This is a genomic window from Ancylobacter mangrovi (assembly GCF_024752355.1).
GTDB lineage: Bacteria > Pseudomonadota > Alphaproteobacteria > Rhizobiales > Xanthobacteraceae > Ancylobacter > Ancylobacter mangrovi.
This window is the reverse complement of sequence record NZ_JANTHZ010000001.1, coordinates 948,650-967,321: the sequence shown is the minus strand read 5'-3', so window position 1 is coordinate 967,321 and position 18,672 is coordinate 948,650. Positions and strand designations below refer to the sequence as shown.

Here is an 18,672-nt window from a genome sequence, read left to right as displayed (position 1 = left end):
GCAGCTCCGTCACCCTTCGGTTTCGCCGATGGCCTTCTCGCTGCGCCAGCTCCAGTATTTCGTCGCCGTGGCCGAGAACGGCTCGGTGTCCTCGGCCGCGCATACGCTTTCCATCTCGCAGTCGACAGTGACCGAGGCGCTGCGCGAGCTGGAGCTCGACCTCGGCTTCCGGCTGCTGGAGCGCCATGCGCGCGGGGCCGACCTGACGCTGAAGGGCCACCATTTCCTGCGCCACGCCCGCAAGATCCTCGGCGACGTGGCCGATGCGCGCCGCTCGCTCGCCGGGCCGCAGGCGAGCGCGCCGGAGGGGCGGCTGTCGGTCGGGGTGACGCCGCTGGTGGCGGGCTATGTCTATGCCGACCTGCTGGCGCGCTTCTCCCGCGCCTTTCCCGGCATCGCGGTGGAGGCGGTGGAGGACGCGGCGGACTATCTGGAGCACCTGCTGGTGGGCGGCGAACTGGATGTGGCGGTGATGGTGCTGCCGCCGGGCCGGCGCTCCGCGGCGCTGCACACCGAATCGGTCGAGGTCTCGCCCTATCGGGTGTGGATGCCGCTCGGCCACCGCGCGCTCGCCGAGGAGCGGGTGAGCCTGACCGACCTCGCCGGCGAGCCGCATGTGCTGCTGACCATCGACGAGATCGCCGAGGCCTCGCAGGTGGTGTGGCGCCGGCTCGGCATCCGCCCGCCGGTCGCCTTCCGCACCCGCTCGGTGGAGGCGGTGCGCTCGCTGGTGGCGACCGGGGCGGGGGTCGCGGTGCTGCCGGACCTCACCTATCGCCCCTGGTCGCTGGAGGGCGACAAGATCGAGGCGCGGGCGCTGGTCGACGAGGTGCCGGCGGTGGAGGTGGCGACCGCCTGGCGGCGCGGCTCGCCGCTCTCGCCCGCCGCGGCCGGCTTCGTCTCGGTCGCCGCCACGCGGCATGGCGCGCGGGGCAGGTAAGGGGAGGGAGCGATCCGGCCCCTTTCCATCGGATTTTCCGATGGCTGCGTTCTTTTCTTTGGTGTGGCGAAGCAGCCGACGCAGCGGCACACTCGCTTCCAAAGGGGCCGCTAGCGCCCGCAGACAGAGGGAATCCGATCATGCCGACGTCGCGTGTCACCCGTTATCTGCATCTGCCGGCGCTCGCCGCCTGCGCGTCGCTCATCGTCCAGCCCGTCCTCGCCGCCGAGATGACCGAGCTCGGCAAGGGCGAGGGGCAGGTCGATATCGTCGCCTGGCCCGGCTACATCGAGCGCGGCGAGACCGACAAGGCCTATGACTGGGTCTCCAGCTTCGAGAAGGACACCGGCTGCAAGGTCAATGTGAAGACCGCCGGCACCTCGGACGAGATGGTGGCGCTGATGAACGAGGGCGGCTTCGACCTCGTGACCGCGAGCGGCGACGCCTCGCTGCGCCTCATCGCCGGCAAGCGGGTGGCGCCGATCAACACCAAGCTGATTCCGAGCTGGTCCAGCGTCGACGAGCGCCTGCAGAACGCGCCCTGGCACACGGTGGACGGGGTGCATTACGGCGTGCCCTACCAGTGGGGCTCCAACGTGCTGATGTACAACACCGAGGCCTTCAAGGGCGCGGCGCCCAAGAGCTGGAGCGTGGTGTTCGAGGAGCAGACCCTGCCGGACGGCAAGTCCAACAAGGGCCGGGTGCAGGCCTTCGACGGGCCGATCTACATCGCCGACGCTGCGCTCTACCTGATGGCGCACAAGCCCGAGCTCGGCATCAAGGACCCGTACGAGCTCAACGAGGAGCAGTACAAGGCGGCGCTCGACCTGCTGCGCGGGCAGCGCAAGATCGTCCAGCGCTACTGGCACGACGCCATGATCCAGGTCGACGACTTCACCAATGAGGGCGTCGTCGCCTCCTCCTCCTGGCCGTTCCAGGTGAACCTGCTGATCAGCCAGAAGCAGCCCGTCGCCTCCACCATTCCCGAGGAGGGCGCGACGGGGTGGGCCGACACCACCATGATGCATGTCGACGCCCCGCACCCGAACTGCGCCTATAAGTGGATGCAGCACTCGCTCGATCCCAAGGTGCAGGGCGACCTCGCCTCCTGGTTCGGCTCGGTGCCCTCGGTCCCCGCCGCCTGCAAGGGCAACGAGCTGCTCGGCGCCGAGGGGTGCAAGACCAACGGCATGGACGATTTCGAGAAGATCCACTTCTGGCGCACGCCGGTGGCGAAGTGCCCGACCCAGGAGGCGGGCTGCGTGCCCTATTACCGCTGGGTGTCGGACTACATCGCCGTGCTGGGCGGGCGCTGAGGCCAGCCCCTGCCTGACGGGTGGCCGCGCCGCCGCCCGTCCCGCCGGAAGATATCCGCGCGCCATCCCGTCCGGCGCCGCGTCACGAGGGCCGTCCGGTTGGGCGCCGTCCGCGGCGCGGCCCGCCGCCCGCAGAAAGCCGTCCCGCCCATGCACGCCACGCTCGACACCGTCCCCGCCACCCCCGCCGTCCGCTTCCAGGGCGTGGCGCGCCATTTCGGGGCGATCCGGGCGGTGGACGGGGTGGACCTGTCGATCGCGCCGGGCGAGTTCTTCGCCATGCTCGGCCCTTCCGGCTCGGGCAAGACGACCTGCCTGAGGCTGATCGCCGGCTTCGAGCAGCCCGATGCCGGCCATATCGAGATCTTCGGCGAGACGGTGGAGGGCCTGCCGCCCTACCGGCGGGCGGTCAATACCGTGTTCCAGGACTACGCGCTGTTCCCGCACCTCTCGGTCGGCGACAACGTCGCCTATGGCCTGCGCGTGCGCGGCGTTGCCCGCGCCGAGAGGGCGCGGCTGGCGCGCGAGGCGCTGGCCCTCGTCAAGCTGGCGGGCATGGAGACGCGCCGGCCGGCGCAGCTCTCCGGCGGCCAGCGCCAGCGGGTCGCGCTCGCCCGCGCGCTGGTGGTGCGGCCCAAGGTGCTGCTGCTCGACGAGCCGCTCGGCGCGCTCGACCTCAAGCTGCGCGAGGAGATGCAGAGCGAGCTGAAGGGGCTGCAGCGCGCGCTCGGCCTCACCTTCGTGTTCGTCACCCACGACCAGGGCGAGGCGCTCTCCATGGCCGACCGGGTGGCGGTGTTCAACGAGGGACGGATCGTGCAGGTCGGCCCGCCCGAGGAGGTCTATGAGCGCCCGGCGACCCGCTTCGTCGCCGGCTTCGTCGGCTCGGCCAACGTGCTGGAGCCGGCGCAGGCGGCGGCGCTGGGCGGGGCGGCGCGGGTCTCGAGCCTGCGGCCGGAGAAGATCGTGCTGCTCGCCCCCGGCGCGCCGGCGCCCGAGGGGACGGGCGTGGTCGAGGCGAGCGTTACCGACGTCTCCTATCAGGGCCCGGTGCGCCGGGTGGCGGTGCGTGACGCGCGCGGGCTCGCCCTCGTCGTCGCGGTGCCGGCCGGGGCGGGCACGGTCGCGCTCGGGCAGGCGGTGCGGCTCGCCGTGCCGGCGGGTGCGCTGCAGCCGATGGAGGGCGAGCCATGAGCTTTGGCGCCACGAGCCCTGGAGCCATGAACCCCGCCGGCTTCGACCTGCCTGCGCCGCGCGAGGGGATCGGCCGGCGCCTCTCCGACGCGCTGACGCGCCACGGCCGGCTGCTCACCCTGCTGCTGCTGACCCCGCCGCTGCTGTGGCTGGGGCTGATCTATCTCGGCAGCCTGTTCGTGTTCCTCGCCCAGTCGATCTTCTCGATCGACCCGTTCTCCGGGATGATCGTGCGCGAGCCGACCACGGCGACGCTGATCGAGCTGTTCCGGCCCGCCAATTTCGACATCGTCCGGCGCACCGTGCTGGTGGCCGCGGCGGTGACGGCGCTGTGCGCGGTGCTGGCCTTTCCCATCGCCTATTACGCCGCGCGCTATGCCGGGCCGAAGGTGAAGGCGGGGTTCTATCTCGCGGTGATGATGCCGCTGTGGTCGAGCTACCTCGTCAAGGTCTATGGCTGGAAGCTGCTGCTCGCCAAGGAGGGCGCGATCGGCTGGTTCGCCGGCCGGCTCGGGCTCGGGGGCGCGCTCGACGCCTGGCTGGCTCTGCCGGTGGTCGGCGGGCCCTCGCTCTCGGTCAGCTATACCGGCATGGTGCTGACATTCACCTATCTCTGGCTGCCCTTCATGATCCTGCCGATCCAGGCGGCGCTGGAGCGGGTGCCCCCGCACCTGATCGAGGCGGCGGGGGACCTCGGCGCCTCGCCGGGGCTGGTGTTCCGCACCGTGATCCTGCCGCTCGCCATGCCCGGCGTGGTGGCGGGGGCGATCTTCACCTTCTCGTTGACGCTCGGCGACTACATCGTGCCGCAGATCATCGGCACCTCGGCGCTGGTGCTGGGGCAGGCGGTCTACACGCTGCAGGGCACGGCGGGGAACATCCCGCTCGCCGCCGCCTTCTCGCTGGTGCCGATCCTCGTCATGGCGCTGTTCCTGACCATCGCCCGGCGCACGGGGGCGTTCGATGCGCTGTGATCCTCGCCCGTCCGCAACGCGGAGCGCCGCGCGATGACCCGCGCCTCGCTCCCCCTCAAGGCCGCGGCGCTGGGCGGGCTCGCCTTCCTGCACGTGCCGCTGATCTTCATCCTGCTCTACTGCTTCACCACGGAAGAGCGCAGCTACGCCTTTCCCCCGCCCGGCTACACGCTGAAATGGTTCGCCGTGGTGTGGGACCGCGCCGACATCTGGGCGGCGATCGGCCTCTCGCTCAAGGTCGCGGTGGCGGCGACGGCGCTGGCGCTGGTGCTCGGCACGCTGGCGGCCGGGGCGCTGGCGCGGGCGAAGTTCTTCGGGCGCGAGCCAATCTCGCTGCTGCTGGTGCTGCCGATCGCGCTGCCGGGCATCGTCACCGGCATCGCGCTGCGCCAGGCGTTCGGGCTGATGGAGATCCCGTTCTCGTTCTGGACCATCGTCATCGGCCACGCCACCTTCTGCATCGTCGTCGTCTACAACAACGCGGTGGCGCGGCTGCGCCGGCTCTCGCCCTCGCTGATCGAGGCCTCGATGGACCTCGGCGCCGACGCCTTCCAGACCTTCCGCCTCGTCGTGCTGCCGAACATCGGCACCGCGCTGCTGGCCGGCGGCATGCTGGCCTTCGCGCTCTCTTTCGACGAGGTGATCGTGACCACCTTCACCGCCGGGCAGCAGTCGACGCTGCCGATCTGGATGCTGTCCGAGCTGATCCGCCCGCGCCAGCGCCCGGTGACCAACGTGGTCGCGGTGATGATCATCCTCGTGACCTTCCTGCCCATCCTCGCCGCCTATTACCTGACCCGCGAGGGTGAGGCGGTGGCCGGCTCAGGCAAATAGGAGACGCCTCCATGACCGCGCTTTCCGATACGCAGATGCTCATCGGCTCCGACTTCGTGGCCGGCACGGAGACGGCCGAGACGGTGCTGAACCCGAGGACCGAGGAAACGCTGATCGAGCTGCCCGAGGCTTCGCCCGACCAGATCGAGGCGGCGGTGAACGCGGCCGAGAAGGCGTTCGCGGGCTGGTCGCGCACCACCCCGGCCGAGCGCTCCACCCTGCTGCTCAAGCTCGCCGACCGGATCGAGCAGGAGGCGGAGGCGTTCGCGACCCTGGAGGCGCTGAACTGCGGCAAGCCGCGCCACGCGGTGCTGAACGACGAGCTGCCGGGCGTGGTCGACTGCTTCCGCTTCTTCGCCGGCGCGGCGCGCACCCAGCACGGCATGGTGGCGGGCGAGTACATGGCCGGCCATACCTCGATGATACGGCGCGACCCGATCGGCGTCGTCGCCTCTATCGCGCCGTGGAACTACCCGCTGATGATGGCGGCGTGGAAGCTCGCCCCGGCGCTGGCGGGCGGCAACACGGTGGTCATCAAGCCTTCCGAGCAGACCCCGCTCACCATGCTGAAGCTGGCCAGGCTGATCGCCGACATCTTTCCCGAGGGGGTGGTGAACGTGGTGGTGGGGCGCGGCGAGAGCGTGGGCAATGCGCTGATCAACCATCCGAAGGTGGCGATGATCTCGCTGACCGGCGACATCGCCACCGGCAAGAAGGTGTTGACCGCCGCCGCGAAGACGGTGAAGCGCACCCATCTCGAGCTCGGCGGCAAGGCGCCGGTGATCGTGTTCGACGACGCCGACATCGAGGCGGTGGTCGAGGGGGTGAAGATCTTCGGCTACTACAATGCCGGCCAGGACTGCACCGCCGCCTGCCGCATCTATGCCGGCGGCAAGGTCTACGACAAGCTGGTGGCCGACCTCGCCTCCGCCGTGTCGGGGCTGAAGTTCGGCGAGGCGGACGATTCGCTCAACGACATCGGCCCGCTGATCTCGGCGCGCCAGCGCGCGCGGGTCGCCTCCTTCGTCGAGCGGGCGGCCGAGCTCAACCACATCGAGATCGCCACCGGCGGCAAGGCGGCCGGCAGCCCGGCCTCCGGCAAGGGCTTCTTCTACCAGCCGACCGTGGTCGCCGGGGCGTTGCAGTCGGACGAGATCGTGCGGCGCGAGGTGTTCGGGCCGGTGGTCTCGGTGACGCGCTTCACCGATGTCGACGAGGCGGTGGGCTGGGCCAACGACAGCGACTACGGGCTCGCCTCCTCGGTGTGGACCCGGGACGTGGGCAAGGGCATGGCGACCGCTTCGCGCCTGCAATATGGCTGCACCTGGGTGAATTGCCATTTCATGCTGGTGAGCGAGATGCCCCATGGCGGGCTGAAGCAGTCCGGCTACGGCAAGGACCTCTCCGCCTACGCGCTGGAGGACTACACGGTGGTGCGTCACGTCATGGTGAAGAATGGCTGAACGGCGCCGTTTTGCGGCCTGCGCGCGGTCGAAGGTGGCCGGCGCGCCACGCCTTGCCGATTTGTGATGCCGGAAGGTCAATTATGACGGATAATTAAATTGGAATTTCCGGCGTCTTCTGCTGTGTCGCAACATGGATATCCCATGCTTCGGGCGCAGCTTGGCGAGGACCCTTCATGCGACGCAGGACCGGCATCGTGCTGTGTTTGGCCATTCTCGCCGGCGCGGGGGTCCTCGCGCAGCAGAAGGGCTGGCTCGATGCGGGGCTGAAGGAGGGGCTGGCGGCGATCGAGGGTGAGGCCCGCGCCGCGCCCGAGCCCGGCGGCGGGACCAGCCGGCGGGTGCCGGTCGAGGTGGCCCCCGCGCGCGCCTCGCAGGTGACCACCGACATCCGCTCCATCGGCAGCCTGCAATCCGACGAATCGGTGAAGGTGGCTTCCGAGCTCGACGGGCGGATCGAGCAGATCGCCTTCCGCGAGGGCCAGCACGTGAAGGCGGGCGACGCGCTGGTGCAGCTCGACGCAGCGCTGGTGAAGGCCTCGATCGAGGAGACCGAGGCCCGGCTCGAGCTCGCCAAGGCCAATTACGACCGCGCCCAGAAGCTGCAGAAGAGCGGCTCGGGCACCGAGCGCGCGCTCGACGAGGCCCGCGCCGAACTCAACACCGCCAACGCGCTGCTGGATTCGCAGCGGGTGCAGATCGCCAAGCACACCATCACCGCCCCGTTCGACGGCGTGGTCGGCCTGCGCTCGGTCTCGGTCGGCGCCTACATCACCGCCGGCACCGAGCTGGTGAACCTCGAGAAGATCGACGTGCTCAAGGTCGACTTCAAGATCCCCGAGATCTACCTGCGCAGCGTCGCGGTGGGCCAGCAGGTGGAGATCGCCGTCGACGCCATGCCCGGCGAGACCTTCTCCGGCGAGGTCTACGCCATCGACCCGCTGATCGACGTCAACGGGCGCGCGCTCAGCATCCGCGCCCGGCTGCCCAATCCCGGCCTGGTGCTGCGCCCGGGCCTGTTCGTGCGGGTGCTGCTGAAGGGCCGCGACACCCGCACCGCGATTTTCGTGCCCGAGAGCGCGATCGTGCCGCGCGGCCAGGAGCGGCTGGTGTGGACCGTCGACGACGGCAAGGCGGTGGAGCGTAAGGTGACGCTCGGCGAGCGCCGCGCCGGCGAAGTGGAGGTGGCGAGCGGCATCGATCCCGGCGCCACGGTGGTCACCGCCGGCCAGGCCCGGCTGCGGGCGAACGCCCCCGTCGACGTGGTGAGCACGCCCCCGGACCCGCAGAGCTGAGCCGCGACCATGGGGCTCTCCGAGATCTGCATCCGCCGTCCGGTCTTCGCCACGGTGCTCAGCCTGCTCATGGTGCTGATCGGCATCGTCTCCTACACGCGCCTCACCGTGCGCGAATATCCCAATATCGACGAGCCGGTGGTCTCGGTGGTGACCACCTATTCGGGCGCCTCGGCGAGCATCGTCGAGAGCCAGGTGACCCAGGTGCTGGAAGGCTCGATCGCCGGCATCGAGGGCATCGACGTGCTGGAATCGACCAGCCGCTCCGAATCGAGCCGCATCACCGTGCGCTTCCGCTCCAATGTCGATCCCGACGTCGCCGCCAGCGACGTGCGCGACCGCGTGAGCCGGGTGCGCAAGCGCCTGCCCGACGAGATCGACGAGCCGGTGATCTCCAAGGTCGAGGCCGACGCCCAGCCGGTGATGTTCATCGTCTTCAGCTCCGACCGCATGAACGCGCTGGAGCTGACCGACTACATCGACCGCTACGTGGTCGACCGCTTCAAGAACCTGACCGGCGTCGCCGACGTGCAGATCTATGGCGAGCGGCGCTACGCGATGCGGATCTGGATCGACCGCGAGCGCCTCGCCGCCTACAAGCTCACCGTTCAGGACATCGAGGACGCGCTCAGGGCGCAGAACGTCGAGATCCCCTCGGGCCGCATCGAGAGCGCCGACCGCGAGTTCACCGTGCTCTCGCGCACCGCGCTGGCGACCGTCGACCAGTTCAACGACATCGTGGTCAAGAGCGTCGACGGGGCGCAGGTGCGGCTCGACGAGGTGGCGAAGGTCGAGCTCGGCGCCGCCGACGAGCGCCGCTCCAGCCGCTTCAACGGCGGGCAGGCGGTGATCCTCGGCATCATCAAGCAGGCGGTCGCCAACCCGCTCGACGTCTCGACCGGCGTGCGCGCCGTGCTGCCCGCGGTCAATGAGAGCCTGCCGGACGGCATGACCGCCGCCATCGGCAACGACAACGCCGTGTTCATCGACCGCTCGATCGAATCCGTGTTCCACACCATCCTCGAGGCGGTGGTGCTGGTGGTGCTGGTGATCGTGGTGTTCCTGCGCTCGTTCCGCGCCTCGATGATCCCGATCGTCACCATCCCGATCTCGCTGATCACCACCTTCGCCATCATGTACGCGCTCGGCTTCAGCGTGAACACGCTGACGCTGCTGGCGCTGGTGCTCGCCATCGGCCTCGTGGTCGACGACGCGATCGTGGTGCTGGAGAACATCTTCCGCCACATCGAGCACGGCATGAAGCCGATCCCCGCCGCCATCAAGGGCGCGCGCGAGATCGGCTTCGCGGTGGTGGCAATGACGCTGACGCTGGCCGCGGTCTACGCCCCCGTCGCCTTCGCGCCCGGCCGCACCGGGCGGCTGTTCCTCGAATTCGCGCTGACGCTCGCCGGTGCGGTGCTGATCTCCGGCTTCGTCGCCCTGTCGCTGACGCCGATGATGTGCTCGCGCCTGCTGAAGCACGAGGCCAAGCCCGGCCGGCTCTCCGCCTTCATCGAGCGCGGGCTCACCGGGCTCGAGAACGGCTACCGCCGCCTGCTCGGCCTGACGCTGAAGGTGCGCCCGCTGGTGCTGCTGGTGGCGGTGCTGGTGGCGAGCGCCAGCGGCATCCTGATCTACGCGCTGCCCTCCGAGCTCTCGCCGGTGGAGGACCGCGGCGTGGTGCGCGTGAACGGCAGCGGGCCGGAGGGCTCGACCCTCGCCTACACCACCCGCTACACCAACCAGGTGGAGGGCATCCTCGACAAGATTCCGGAGATGGACAGCGTGCTGATCATCAACGGCCTGCCCGAGGTGCACCGCTTCCTCATCATCGGCCGCCTGAAGGACTGGTCCGAGCGCGACCGGCGCCAGCAGGAGATCGTCGCCGATACCGCGCCGAAGCTGCGCCATATCGCCGGGGTCAGCGCCTATGCCAACAACCCGGCCTCGCTCGGCGTCTCCAACAATTCGCGCCCGATCGAGTTCGTGCTGCAGACCTCGGGCACCTATGAGGAACTCGACGAATATGTCGACCGCTTCCTCGACCGGATCGAGGACTATCCCGGCCTCGCCAGCATCCAGAGCGACCTCAAGCTCAACAAGCCGGAAATCTCCCTCACCATCGACCGCGCCAAGGCGGCGGATCTGGGCATCGACGTCTCGGTGCTCGGGCGCACGCTGGAGAGCCTGCTCGGCGGGCGGCAGGTGACGCGGTTCGAGGTCGGCGGCGAGCAGTACGACGTCTATGTGCAGCTCGACGCCAGCGACCGCGCCTCGCCGGCGACGCTCGACACCATCTTCCTGCGCTCGTCGAGCGGGGAGATGGTGCAGCTCTCCAACCTCGTCAGCGTGCGTGAGACGGTGGCGCCGCAGGAGCTCAAGCGCTTCAACCAGCTCCGCTCGGCGACCATCTCGGCCAACCTCGCGCCTGGCTTCTCGCAGGGCGAGGCGCTGGCCTATCTCGACCGCACCGCGCGCGAGGTGCTGCCACGCACGGTGCAGACCGACGTCTCCGGCCAGAGCCGCGAGTTCCGCGCCGCCGGGCAGAGTCTGGTGCTGGTGTTCCTGCTGGCGCTGGGCTTCATCTACCTGGTGCTCTCGGCCCAGTTCGAGAGCTTCCGCGACCCGGTGATCATCATGCTCACCGTGCCGCTCTCCATGACCGGGGCGCTGGCGGCGCTGTATTTCTCCGGCGGCTCGCTCAACGTCTATTCGCAGATCGGTCTCGTCACGCTGGTCGGGCTGATCACCAAGCACGGCATCCTGATCGTCGAGTTCGCCAACCAGCAGCAGGAGGCGGGGCTCGACCGCCGGGCGGCGGTGATCGAGGCGGCGACGCTGCGGCTGCGCCCGATCCTCATGACGACCGGCGCCATGGTGCTGGGCGCCGTGCCGCTGGCGCTCGCCACCGGCGCGGGGGCGGAGAGCCGCACCCAGATCGGCTGGGTGATCGTGGGCGGCATGAGCCTGGGAACGCTGCTGACGCTGTTCGTGGTGCCGACCGTCTATTCGCTGATCGGCCGCATCCACCACACCGCGCATGCGGAGATCGCCGCGGGCATCGTGCACGGGCCGGCGGAGTAGGCGGGGCGGGGGAGAAGCTGTGCGATAAGACCGGCGGACCGTATCCGAAGTCGGAGCTTGTTAGCGGGGCGGACGACAGTTTCGGGAGGGCCTCGTCCGGGCCGGATGTGGGGGCGGAATCCGGTACGGGATGACGGTGCCAATCGGCGCGGCGGGGGCTTGAAGTAGCCTCGCCCGCCCCCTAATGTGCGCCGGCCTGACGGCATGTCGGGCGGGCGTAGTTCAATGGTAGAACGGCAGCTTCCCAAGCTGCATACGAGGGTTCGATTCCCTTCGCCCGCTCCAGCTTTCCTTTGATATCTCAAAGGCTTGCCGGTCTACCGCTGAACTACGCGTTCCCCACGTTCCCCATCGCGTTCCCCATGTCTGTTTACGGCTCGTTCCGGGCCGCCCGATGCGCCTGCCGAAGCTGCGCTACCTGACGGCTTTTCCCCAGGGCGCCGCGCGAGTAGCGGGACGTCGTGGAGGCTTGCGTGTGGCCGATGGAGCTGCGGATCGCGTCGAGATCCGCGCCCGCGTCCTCGGCCTCGGTGATGGCGCCCGCGCGGGCATCCATGTTCCACACGTGGTCGGGGATACCGGCCGCACGGGCGATCACCCGCCACTCGCGGGCATAGGCATCCTTGGCGTAGGGTCGGCCGGCCGCCTCGTCGACGATCAGCGGCCCGATCTTGGCCTCGGCCGGCGTCCGTGCCAGCAAGTCCATCGTCATGGGGAACAGCGACAGGTCATGCGCGACCATGGCGCCGGTCTTGGTCGTTTCCTTCACCAGCACCGTGCCCGAGGCGAGGTCCGCCCAAGTGAGGCCATTCACCCAGCGCAGCATGCGGCGCCCGCGCTTGCCCTTGAGCATGATGCCGCCGATCTCGGAGCGCGCCTCGTGCGGCTCCCACTCGCCGATGACGTCCTTCTGGCGCATGCCGGTTTCGAACTGGAGCGCCGTGCCGAGGGCGAGCGACAGCCGGCCGGCCTCGATCGCCTTCGGGATGAAAGCTTCGACGTGGTGCCGTTCCATGCGGATGCGCCGCCGCTTGGGCTGCTTGAACCGGATCGCGTTGAGGATGCCAGAGAGGCGGCTGCAGCCGGCATGCTCGGCGGCGATGCCATAGGTGAACAGGCGGCGGAGCATGCTCATGATGCCGTGCGCCTTCCGGGTGCGCTCCGGCCCGCCCGGCTGCCTCGGCTTCTGCGCCTCGTCGTACCACCGGTGGAAATCAGCGTGCGTAAGGTTTGCCAGCGACCGCTTGCCGAACGCGCGATCGATCACACGCAGCACCTGATCGTAGGTCTCCCGGGTGTTGTGCTTCAGCCCGAAATAGGGCGACGCCTCGTCCGTCTGGTAGAGACGGATAAGGCTGGCGATCGTGCCGTCGAACGGCCGGCGGGATTGCCGGTGCCCAGCGCGCCAGGCGAACATTTCGGCCTGCAGCTTGCGGCAAGCTGCCTCGATCAACGCACGCTCGCGCGGATCGTCGAGGTTGTAGTGCAGCCGGACAGTCTCCGGCTCATAGCCCTGCTTGCGGATATCGGCCCGCGCGACCCAGTAGAGCCGTGCTGTGCCATCCTTGTTGTGCCGGACCTTCAGGCCCGGCGCGTCGAGGTCAGCGGAGCGCATCGAGATTCTCCTCTCCATCAGGTTGAGACGCCCGAACGGTAGAGAGCCCGTAGCGGTGATGCCAGAAGGCCGCCACGGCCGGCCAGTAGCGCCCGCCCATGATCGGGTCGATACGCGGCAGCCCTTCGCGCTCCAGCAGGGCAGCCTTCGCGGCCCAGTCCTTCGGATCCTGGCTGAGCCGGCGCGCGATCTCCGCCTCGCAGGGGAACGCGCCATCGTACCGGAAGGGTTGGCTATGCCGCGCCATCGACATCAATCCTTATTGCCGCACTTGAAGTTCTCGAGCGCTTTGCGTTCAGCGATGAGGGGGGAAGTCGGGCCGCCGGAGAAGCCTTTCTTCACCGGCAGCTTTCCGTTTGCGGCGAGCCGCGAGACGGTGCGGGGCGAGCAGCCCAGTTCGTGCGCGATGGCCTTCGCACCACGGATGGTGGGAGGATTGAGGGCCACCATTCCTCAATCCTCCGGCCCGATGATCGAGCGTTCTTCGTCGGTGCCATGCGCAATCCGCTCTCGCATATCGTGCACGTTGTAGGTCGTGACATTACGAATGCGGGTGCCGGAAAACCGGAACGTTTCCCACTCATCGACCGGCGGGATATTCTCGGGGAGCGTCGTACTTCCGCGCCCATTGTCGCCCCGCACGAAGCAGATCGCTTTGGCATCCGGGTTCGCTCGCGCCGCCCGCCCGACCGCGCAGGCGATGTAGCCGGCGTGCGCAGCATCGAGCCCATCGTTCATCAGATCTCGAAAGAGACACAGCGAGATCATGTCGTCAGGATCGAAGAGGCGCGCTCGACCCGGAATCGTGGCCGGCGCGCAATCGAAACGGCCTGCGGCGACATGTTCATTGAAGCGGTCGCGATCGATACCGACGACCCGGCATGCGGCAACAGTAGTGAGTTTAGGAACGATAGACATTGAAACCTCCTGTGATTTTCAAGAGGTAGCACACCTATTGAAAAATACAAGAGGATCTTCGATTGTTCACTTTTTATCCTCCCTCGCCTCATAGGGTATCGCTGGCGACCATCCCGGCGGATCATCAGAGAAAAATCCTCTCGCGCCATAGCCTCTGTGCGTATGAGCGCCGAGAACAACAAGGCCGGTATTTATTCGCAGTGAGGCGTGCCCGCTGAGGTAGTGACCAGGATAAGTCTCCGCCAAAGCCGAGCGGATCTCATCCATTGCCGCGGCGATCCGTTCCTGAGGTGTCGCGCGCGCCGGTGCTGCGGGGCGCGTCGCCGCCGGTGTCGCGAGCAGGACCGGGCCGGCGCCGAGAAGGAGAGAGCGGCGGTTCATCACGGCACCACCTCGCCTATGGAAGTAGGTCCCCAGCCCCGGAAAAGCCTTTCCAGGTCACCGGGACCACAATCCTCCCAGTCCAGCTCGCAATCGAGGCTGTCCAGCGAGTTGCCGCCGGCGAAGCGGGAGGGATTGCCGCCCTCCCAGCCGAGGGCGGACTCTTCGTCGCCGCCGTCCTCGAGGTCGGGATCGCTGTCGAGCTGGTCGAGAATGTCGATCAGCGCCTCTATGGTGCGCTCGGCCCGCTCGCGCAGGCGCTGGCGTTCCACCATGACGAACTCGCGAGCGTGCGTGTTCATGTCCGCGTCCTCCCGCCGAACAAGCGCGGATCCTCCCGGCAGGAGAGGCCAGCGGCAAAGCGCTCGTGGAAGGAATTGGCGGACACCGAGACCATGGCCATCGTCCCCGACATGAAGCTGCCGTCTGCGAGGATCGGCGAGGCGAACTCCTCCGCCGACGGCAGTTCGAAGATCGGTCGCTGGAAAGCGCCGGGGTAAATCTCGGCCAGCGCCTCCTCGATCTCGCGCATGGCCTGGGCGAGGCGCTCTTGCGGCGGGATGCGCTGCCCGAGAAGGCCGATCGGCGCGGCGACGGCAGCGGCCCCCAGGCAAAGCGCCTGGCGCCGGCTGGGGACGGGGAGAGAGGAGAGATCGCTCATGCCCGTGCCCCCGGTCCGAAATAGCCTAGCGCCTGACGGCCGATGTCGAGCGGCTCGACGTGCTCGATCAGGATGCGCCCGCCGACGAGGCGGCTGTCTTCCTGCCACGCATAGGCAAGGCGGCTGGCGTAGATCCACGCCTCGGCCGGGCGCCCATGGGAGGCCCGCCACGCGCCGGCGCCCGTCAGCATCCAGCCATCGCCTGGCGCGGACAGCTCGTTCATGGCGGAGGCGAAGGCGAGCCACGCGGCGCGGGCGCGCTCCAGCGGCTCAACAGGTGAAACGATGACCGGCAGCGACGAGGCGGCAACAAGGCCAATACCCGCCAGCCCCAGCGCCTGGCGCCGGCTGGGGACGCACTTCTCCCGTTCGCGGACATGGGTGTCCATGCGCGTGCTCCTGTGTTACAAATCGGAACGTGACGCCGATTTGCTCACATCATTCCGCTAACGTCAATCCGAAAAAGGAACGCTGTTCCGATGAATGCCGCGCAGTGCCGCATGGCGCGAGCTGCACTTCAGCTAGGAGTGCGTGAACTGGCCAACCTTGCGAAGGTCGCAGCTAGCACTGTGGCGCGCCTAGAGGCGGGCGAGGAACTGAAGCCACGCACTGTCGAAGCCATCCAGAGCGCACTGGAGGAGGCTGGGGTCATCTTCGTCGACGAGAACGGCGAAGGGCCAGGGGTGCGGTTGAGGAAGGCTCGGGAGGGCGCTTGAAATGGGCCGTCTGCTCGTGTTTGCCCTCGGCTGCCTGACCCTGGCAGGGTGCTCCGAAGACGGAAGCGGCGTGGACGGTCTTGACCGACATCTCCAGTCGACCGGCAAAATAGGTGAGAGCGGCGACTATTGGCTGGTCAAGGACAACGCCGTTGGTCAAGCGGAGCGCATCGGCTTGATTTTCGGCTATGCAAACGACGGCGCCGCCTGCCGTGACACTGCTGATATCCTCAATTCACGATATACTCGCGCGAATTTTCGTTGCGCGCCCGTCGGCGATTGAGGGGACGGCGTCACCTTCGTCAACGAGAATAGCGAAGGGGCGGGGCGAGGCTAAGAAAACATAAGCCTCGCGCGGCACATAGAAAATTAATCCTATGTTATGATTTGATCTTTCTTAGGAAAAAAATCTATTCCATTTTCTCTTAAAAGGTATTTCGTTCCTCTCTTCTTTCCTTTGGCAAATAGTTCTTTTCCGACCATAGGGCGAACAACAACTTTAATTAATTCCACATTTGCACCCAGTGCCTCGGCAATTGTCGACACGCCAATGCCCTCGAGTCCAGCCTTCGCGATTAGATCAAGTGTTTCCTGTCGGAGCTTTTCCATCTGCCCCTGAGCTTCATGCCGCCGCTGGATTGGAAATTCCTGCCCAATAAGGCGTGTCAATTGTTCGCCAAGCGAGTAAAACGAATCGTATTGGATACGATCGATTCCTTGAACGTCCGATGGAACTTCTTTCAACTCTGTTTTCTTCGGGTCGAAGGCAATGAATGCCTTCTCTCCAAGACCGAGTGCTAACCCTAATTCAAGCGTAACGTTCGGGTTCCAGCCCGTGATATCGTAGATTCCAAACTCACATTCACGGATATGGCCACGTATTTTGTCAAGAATATGAAGTGTTGATATTCTTTCATCTGCAAAAACAAATGTAACGCTGAAAGCCTTCGCTATCTCGTGGTAAGGTTTACGGTAGTCGTTTTTGTTGTATATCCTGTATGGATAAGCTACAAATACGTATTTTTGCTTTTTTCCTAAACGAGGAAGTGAATTAGGCTCTCCGGCTGCCATTTATGATTCCTCAGGTCAAGCATCGCATTCTGCATGAAATTGTAGAGCATGACGTCAGTCCTAAACAAGCTCCACCGTCGGACTCCTGCGCCATCTCTGCGCGGAACTTGCCAACGGTCGCCATTTCCACGCAAGTGGCGCACGGCATTTGTCTTATCCACTGCCACGCCGGGTGGGGTCAGTCACCTAGTTTGCGAATGTCCGCGCGCCATTTGGCGGTGAAGATCGGGCCGGCTACTAACGGCGGTCCGAGACACCGAATTCATGGCTGATCATGTGCCGAGCCAGGGCGTGCAGGACCGAGGCTGCAGTGAACAGCCTCCGTGTTTCGTCTAGATCGTCGACATCGGATGGAGATTTCCGGCTCGCGTGTGCGGCCGCGCGGCGACACTCGTTGGTGAGATATTCCTGTGGCGTCATTGTCCCAACGGCTTCGCGGAATGCGGTAAAGTCCCGATCGGACTCGTGTGCCGCGTTGACGATCGGATAGGATTTGGTGATCCAGGCCTTCACCTTTGAACCGTCGTCATCTTGGCCGCCCTCGATGACCTTGTAGTAGCTAAGTACCGCATAGCTCGCGAGGCCGGCATGATCGGCGTTGCGCGCCTCGCGGTAATGACCAAGCGCCCTGAGGACCTTAGCGTCCGACGGGATCTGACGATTGAAGACCCAATGCTGCGCGGTCGAAGCGGGGAGGTCGGGCTTGGAAACGGCGACCGGCACGGGATTGCCCGACCAGCAATGCTGGGCGACGGCAAACTGATCGTCACACCAAGTCAGGAGGCTAAGGAAGCGGTTGATCACGGTCATCGCCGCTTCATCGGTCAGCCGGTTAGCCATGAGATCGATGTGCACCGACTGCATGTGGTCCTCTGTCTTCGGCATCAGTACCAGATAGTATCGATCGAAAGCGATGCGGGTCTCCTCCTTCGGCCAGGTTACCTGTGTGTCGATGCCCATATTCAGGAAGCGGGAATGGGGCTTGGCGCCAAGGCGCGCCGCGCGGGCGGCACGCGCCTCCTCAGCGGTGTATTCCGAGCCGTCACCGGCAGGACCGCCCATGCTCAGCATGGATTTGTCGACCTCACGGCGCAACGTCCTGAAAAACCGTTCGGTCAGCACCACATTGCGCGCGAGAGTGCTCCCGAAGGACTCGGGCCGGAATCCCACTTCGGCGCCGGGTTGCAGCAGCGAAACCGCCATCTTCGATACAAAATGCACGGCGCGTAGTGCTTTTTCGTTTACGTAGCGGAGGGTTGCGAAACCATTGTTGTTGGTACCGAACCCCGAGCCTGTGAGCGTCACGTCGATAACCCCGGCCGCCGAAGCCTCGTCGGCCAGAAGAAACTGGATCGCGTCGGACAAGGTCGGCGCAGCTCGGAAAGAAGCAGCCGGACCACCAACCGGCCGCAGCTTTTCAAATACGACGGCGGCGTGACCGGCCCAAGCGGGATGGACAGGTACAAGCCCGAAAACCGCTGCGGTGATCTCGCTCCGAGTTAAGTGCTGCGCTCGTTTCTCGCGACCACGCGGCAACCGCCCCCAGTCGCGCAGGTTCTCGAACCGCTCTTCCACATCACGCGGTGTATAGCGCTGGAAATCTCCGTCGGCAGTGAGACCTTGGAGTACATACTCAAGATTCTTGGCGAACATGACTCAGGACCGGAAAATCAGTGGAATCCGAAAGTGTAGAGGAAATGACAGCTTTCGGGGGGCTACGTATAGTTTAGATAAACTGATGACACAGTCGAATTGAGAGGCGCAGCCTGCGCCGCGCCTCCCTGTCTTGTCCGTCCGTTACAGCGCAGGCGGAATTTCCGCGAACCTCTGTCCCGACTTGATCTCAGAAATCCGGCCGGGGTTCACATCGTAATCGGCGGCGATCCGGTTCAAGAACTCACCCTGCCGGATGCGCTTCTTGATCAAGGGAACGTCGACGGCACGAATGGGATTAGAAGGACGACGGTTGCCGCGGAACGGCTTCTCGTTTCCAGCCATGGGAACATCCTTTCGTATGGCTGTCGCTCGAGCCGCTTGAAAGGAATGCCGAATAAGGCTAAGCACCTGATTGGGACATCCACTTGGTCTGAAGTGGCCCGAATTGCCACAGACCTCGCCCAATCTGAAACGGCCTGGAGTGCCAGCTCCGGGCCGTTCGTCTATGCGGACGATCAACCGACTTTATTTCGAGATTCGCTCTAGCTCGTCAA

Annotated in this window: 20 protein-coding genes and 1 tRNA gene; 11 read left to right on the top strand and 10 right to left on the bottom strand. The window is 66.4% G+C overall.

The window, feature by feature from the left end; genetic code table 11:
- Positions 1–28 precede the first annotated feature (28 nt).
- From NVS89_RS04575 to NVS89_RS04535, 9 genes are all read left to right on the top strand, one after another.
- A complete protein-coding gene (locus NVS89_RS04575) occupies positions 29–940 on the top strand; it encodes a LysR family transcriptional regulator (RefSeq protein ID WP_258731305.1) in 912 nt (303 codons plus the stop codon).
- Between the two features lie 140 nt (positions 941–1,080).
- Complete coding sequence (locus tag NVS89_RS04570) at positions 1,081–2,256, top strand: ABC transporter substrate-binding protein (RefSeq protein ID WP_258731304.1); 1,176 nt, start codon at positions 1,081–1,083, stop codon at positions 2,254–2,256.
- A 150-nt stretch (positions 2,257–2,406) separates the two neighbouring features.
- Entirely contained in the window at positions 2,407–3,450 is a 1,044-nt protein-coding gene (locus NVS89_RS04565) for an ABC transporter ATP-binding protein (protein WP_258731303.1), read from the top strand.
- 26 nt (positions 3,451–3,476) lie between these two features.
- Positions 3,477–4,424, top strand: coding sequence for an ABC transporter permease (locus NVS89_RS04560; RefSeq protein ID WP_258731302.1), 948 nt, complete (start codon positions 3,477–3,479; stop codon positions 4,422–4,424).
- Positions 4,425–4,457: 33 nt separating this feature from the next.
- Positions 4,458–5,258 (top strand): ABC transporter permease, encoded by an 801-nt coding sequence (locus NVS89_RS04555; protein WP_258731301.1) that lies wholly within the window; start codon positions 4,458–4,460, stop codon positions 5,256–5,258.
- Between the two features lie 11 nt (positions 5,259–5,269).
- Complete coding sequence (locus tag NVS89_RS04550; RefSeq protein WP_258731300.1) at positions 5,270–6,721, top strand: gamma-aminobutyraldehyde dehydrogenase; 1,452 nt, start codon at positions 5,270–5,272, stop codon at positions 6,719–6,721.
- 176 nt (positions 6,722–6,897) lie between these two features.
- Positions 6,898–8,016 (top strand): efflux RND transporter periplasmic adaptor subunit, encoded by a 1,119-nt coding sequence (locus NVS89_RS04545; RefSeq protein ID WP_258731299.1) that lies wholly within the window; start codon positions 6,898–6,900, stop codon positions 8,014–8,016.
- A 9-nt stretch (positions 8,017–8,025) separates the two neighbouring features.
- On the top strand, positions 8,026–11,100 hold the full coding sequence (locus NVS89_RS04540; protein WP_258731298.1) for an efflux RND transporter permease subunit: 3,075 nt from the start codon (positions 8,026–8,028) through the stop codon (positions 11,098–11,100).
- 211 nt (positions 11,101–11,311) lie between these two features.
- A tRNA-Gly gene (locus NVS89_RS04535) sits at positions 11,312–11,385 on the top strand.
- 85 nt (positions 11,386–11,470) lie between these two features.
- Here the strand turns inward: NVS89_RS04535 and NVS89_RS04530 are convergent.
- From NVS89_RS04530 to NVS89_RS04500, 7 genes are all read right to left on the bottom strand, one after another.
- Positions 11,471–12,715, bottom strand: a complete 1,245-nt coding sequence (locus NVS89_RS04530) for a site-specific integrase (RefSeq protein ID WP_258731297.1) — start codon at positions 12,713–12,715, stop codon at positions 11,471–11,473.
- Complete coding sequence (locus tag NVS89_RS04525) at positions 12,702–12,962, bottom strand: hypothetical protein (RefSeq protein ID WP_258731296.1); 261 nt, start codon at positions 12,960–12,962, stop codon at positions 12,702–12,704. The genes NVS89_RS04530 and NVS89_RS04525 overlap by 14 nt, the downstream gene beginning before the upstream one ends.
- Positions 12,963–12,967: 5 nt before the next feature.
- On the bottom strand, positions 12,968–13,165 hold the full coding sequence (locus NVS89_RS04520) for a MerR family transcriptional regulator (RefSeq protein WP_258731295.1): 198 nt from the start codon (positions 13,163–13,165) through the stop codon (positions 12,968–12,970).
- 3 nt (positions 13,166–13,168) lie between these two features.
- On the bottom strand, positions 13,169–13,633 hold the full coding sequence (locus tag NVS89_RS04515) for a hypothetical protein (RefSeq protein ID WP_258731294.1): 465 nt from the start codon (positions 13,631–13,633) through the stop codon (positions 13,169–13,171).
- 380 nt (positions 13,634–14,013) lie between these two features.
- Positions 14,014–14,316 (bottom strand): hypothetical protein, encoded by a 303-nt coding sequence (locus NVS89_RS04510; protein WP_258731293.1) that lies wholly within the window; start codon positions 14,314–14,316, stop codon positions 14,014–14,016.
- Positions 14,313–14,675, bottom strand: a complete 363-nt coding sequence (locus NVS89_RS04505) for a hypothetical protein (RefSeq protein WP_258731292.1) — start codon at positions 14,673–14,675, stop codon at positions 14,313–14,315. Before NVS89_RS04505 ends, NVS89_RS04510 begins: the two co-directional genes overlap by 4 nt.
- Entirely contained in the window at positions 14,672–15,064 is a 393-nt protein-coding gene (locus NVS89_RS04500; RefSeq protein WP_258731291.1) for a hypothetical protein, read from the bottom strand. Before NVS89_RS04500 ends, NVS89_RS04505 begins: the two co-directional genes overlap by 4 nt.
- Positions 15,065–15,175: 111 nt before the next feature.
- Between NVS89_RS04500 and NVS89_RS04495 the strand changes: the two genes are divergently transcribed.
- On the top strand, positions 15,176–15,391 hold the full coding sequence (locus NVS89_RS04495) for a helix-turn-helix domain-containing protein (protein WP_374114527.1): 216 nt from the start codon (positions 15,176–15,178) through the stop codon (positions 15,389–15,391).
- A 1-nt stretch (position 15,392) separates the two neighbouring features.
- On the top strand, positions 15,393–15,674 hold the full coding sequence (locus tag NVS89_RS04490) for a hypothetical protein (protein WP_258731289.1): 282 nt from the start codon (positions 15,393–15,395) through the stop codon (positions 15,672–15,674).
- Between the two features lie 92 nt (positions 15,675–15,766).
- On the opposite strand, the gene NVS89_RS04485 is transcribed toward NVS89_RS04490, so the two are convergent.
- From NVS89_RS04485 to NVS89_RS04475, 3 genes are all read right to left on the bottom strand, one after another.
- Positions 15,767–16,462, bottom strand: coding sequence for a hypothetical protein (locus NVS89_RS04485; RefSeq protein WP_258731288.1), 696 nt, complete (start codon positions 16,460–16,462; stop codon positions 15,767–15,769).
- Between the two features lie 237 nt (positions 16,463–16,699).
- Positions 16,700–18,115: a methylamine utilization protein MauJ gene (mauJ, locus tag NVS89_RS04480; RefSeq protein WP_258731287.1), complete on the bottom strand. Its 1,416-nt coding sequence runs from the start codon at positions 18,113–18,115 to the stop codon at positions 16,700–16,702.
- A 144-nt stretch (positions 18,116–18,259) separates the two neighbouring features.
- Entirely contained in the window at positions 18,260–18,460 is a 201-nt protein-coding gene (locus NVS89_RS04475; protein ID WP_258731286.1) for a hypothetical protein, read from the bottom strand.
- Positions 18,461–18,672 lie beyond the last annotated feature (212 nt).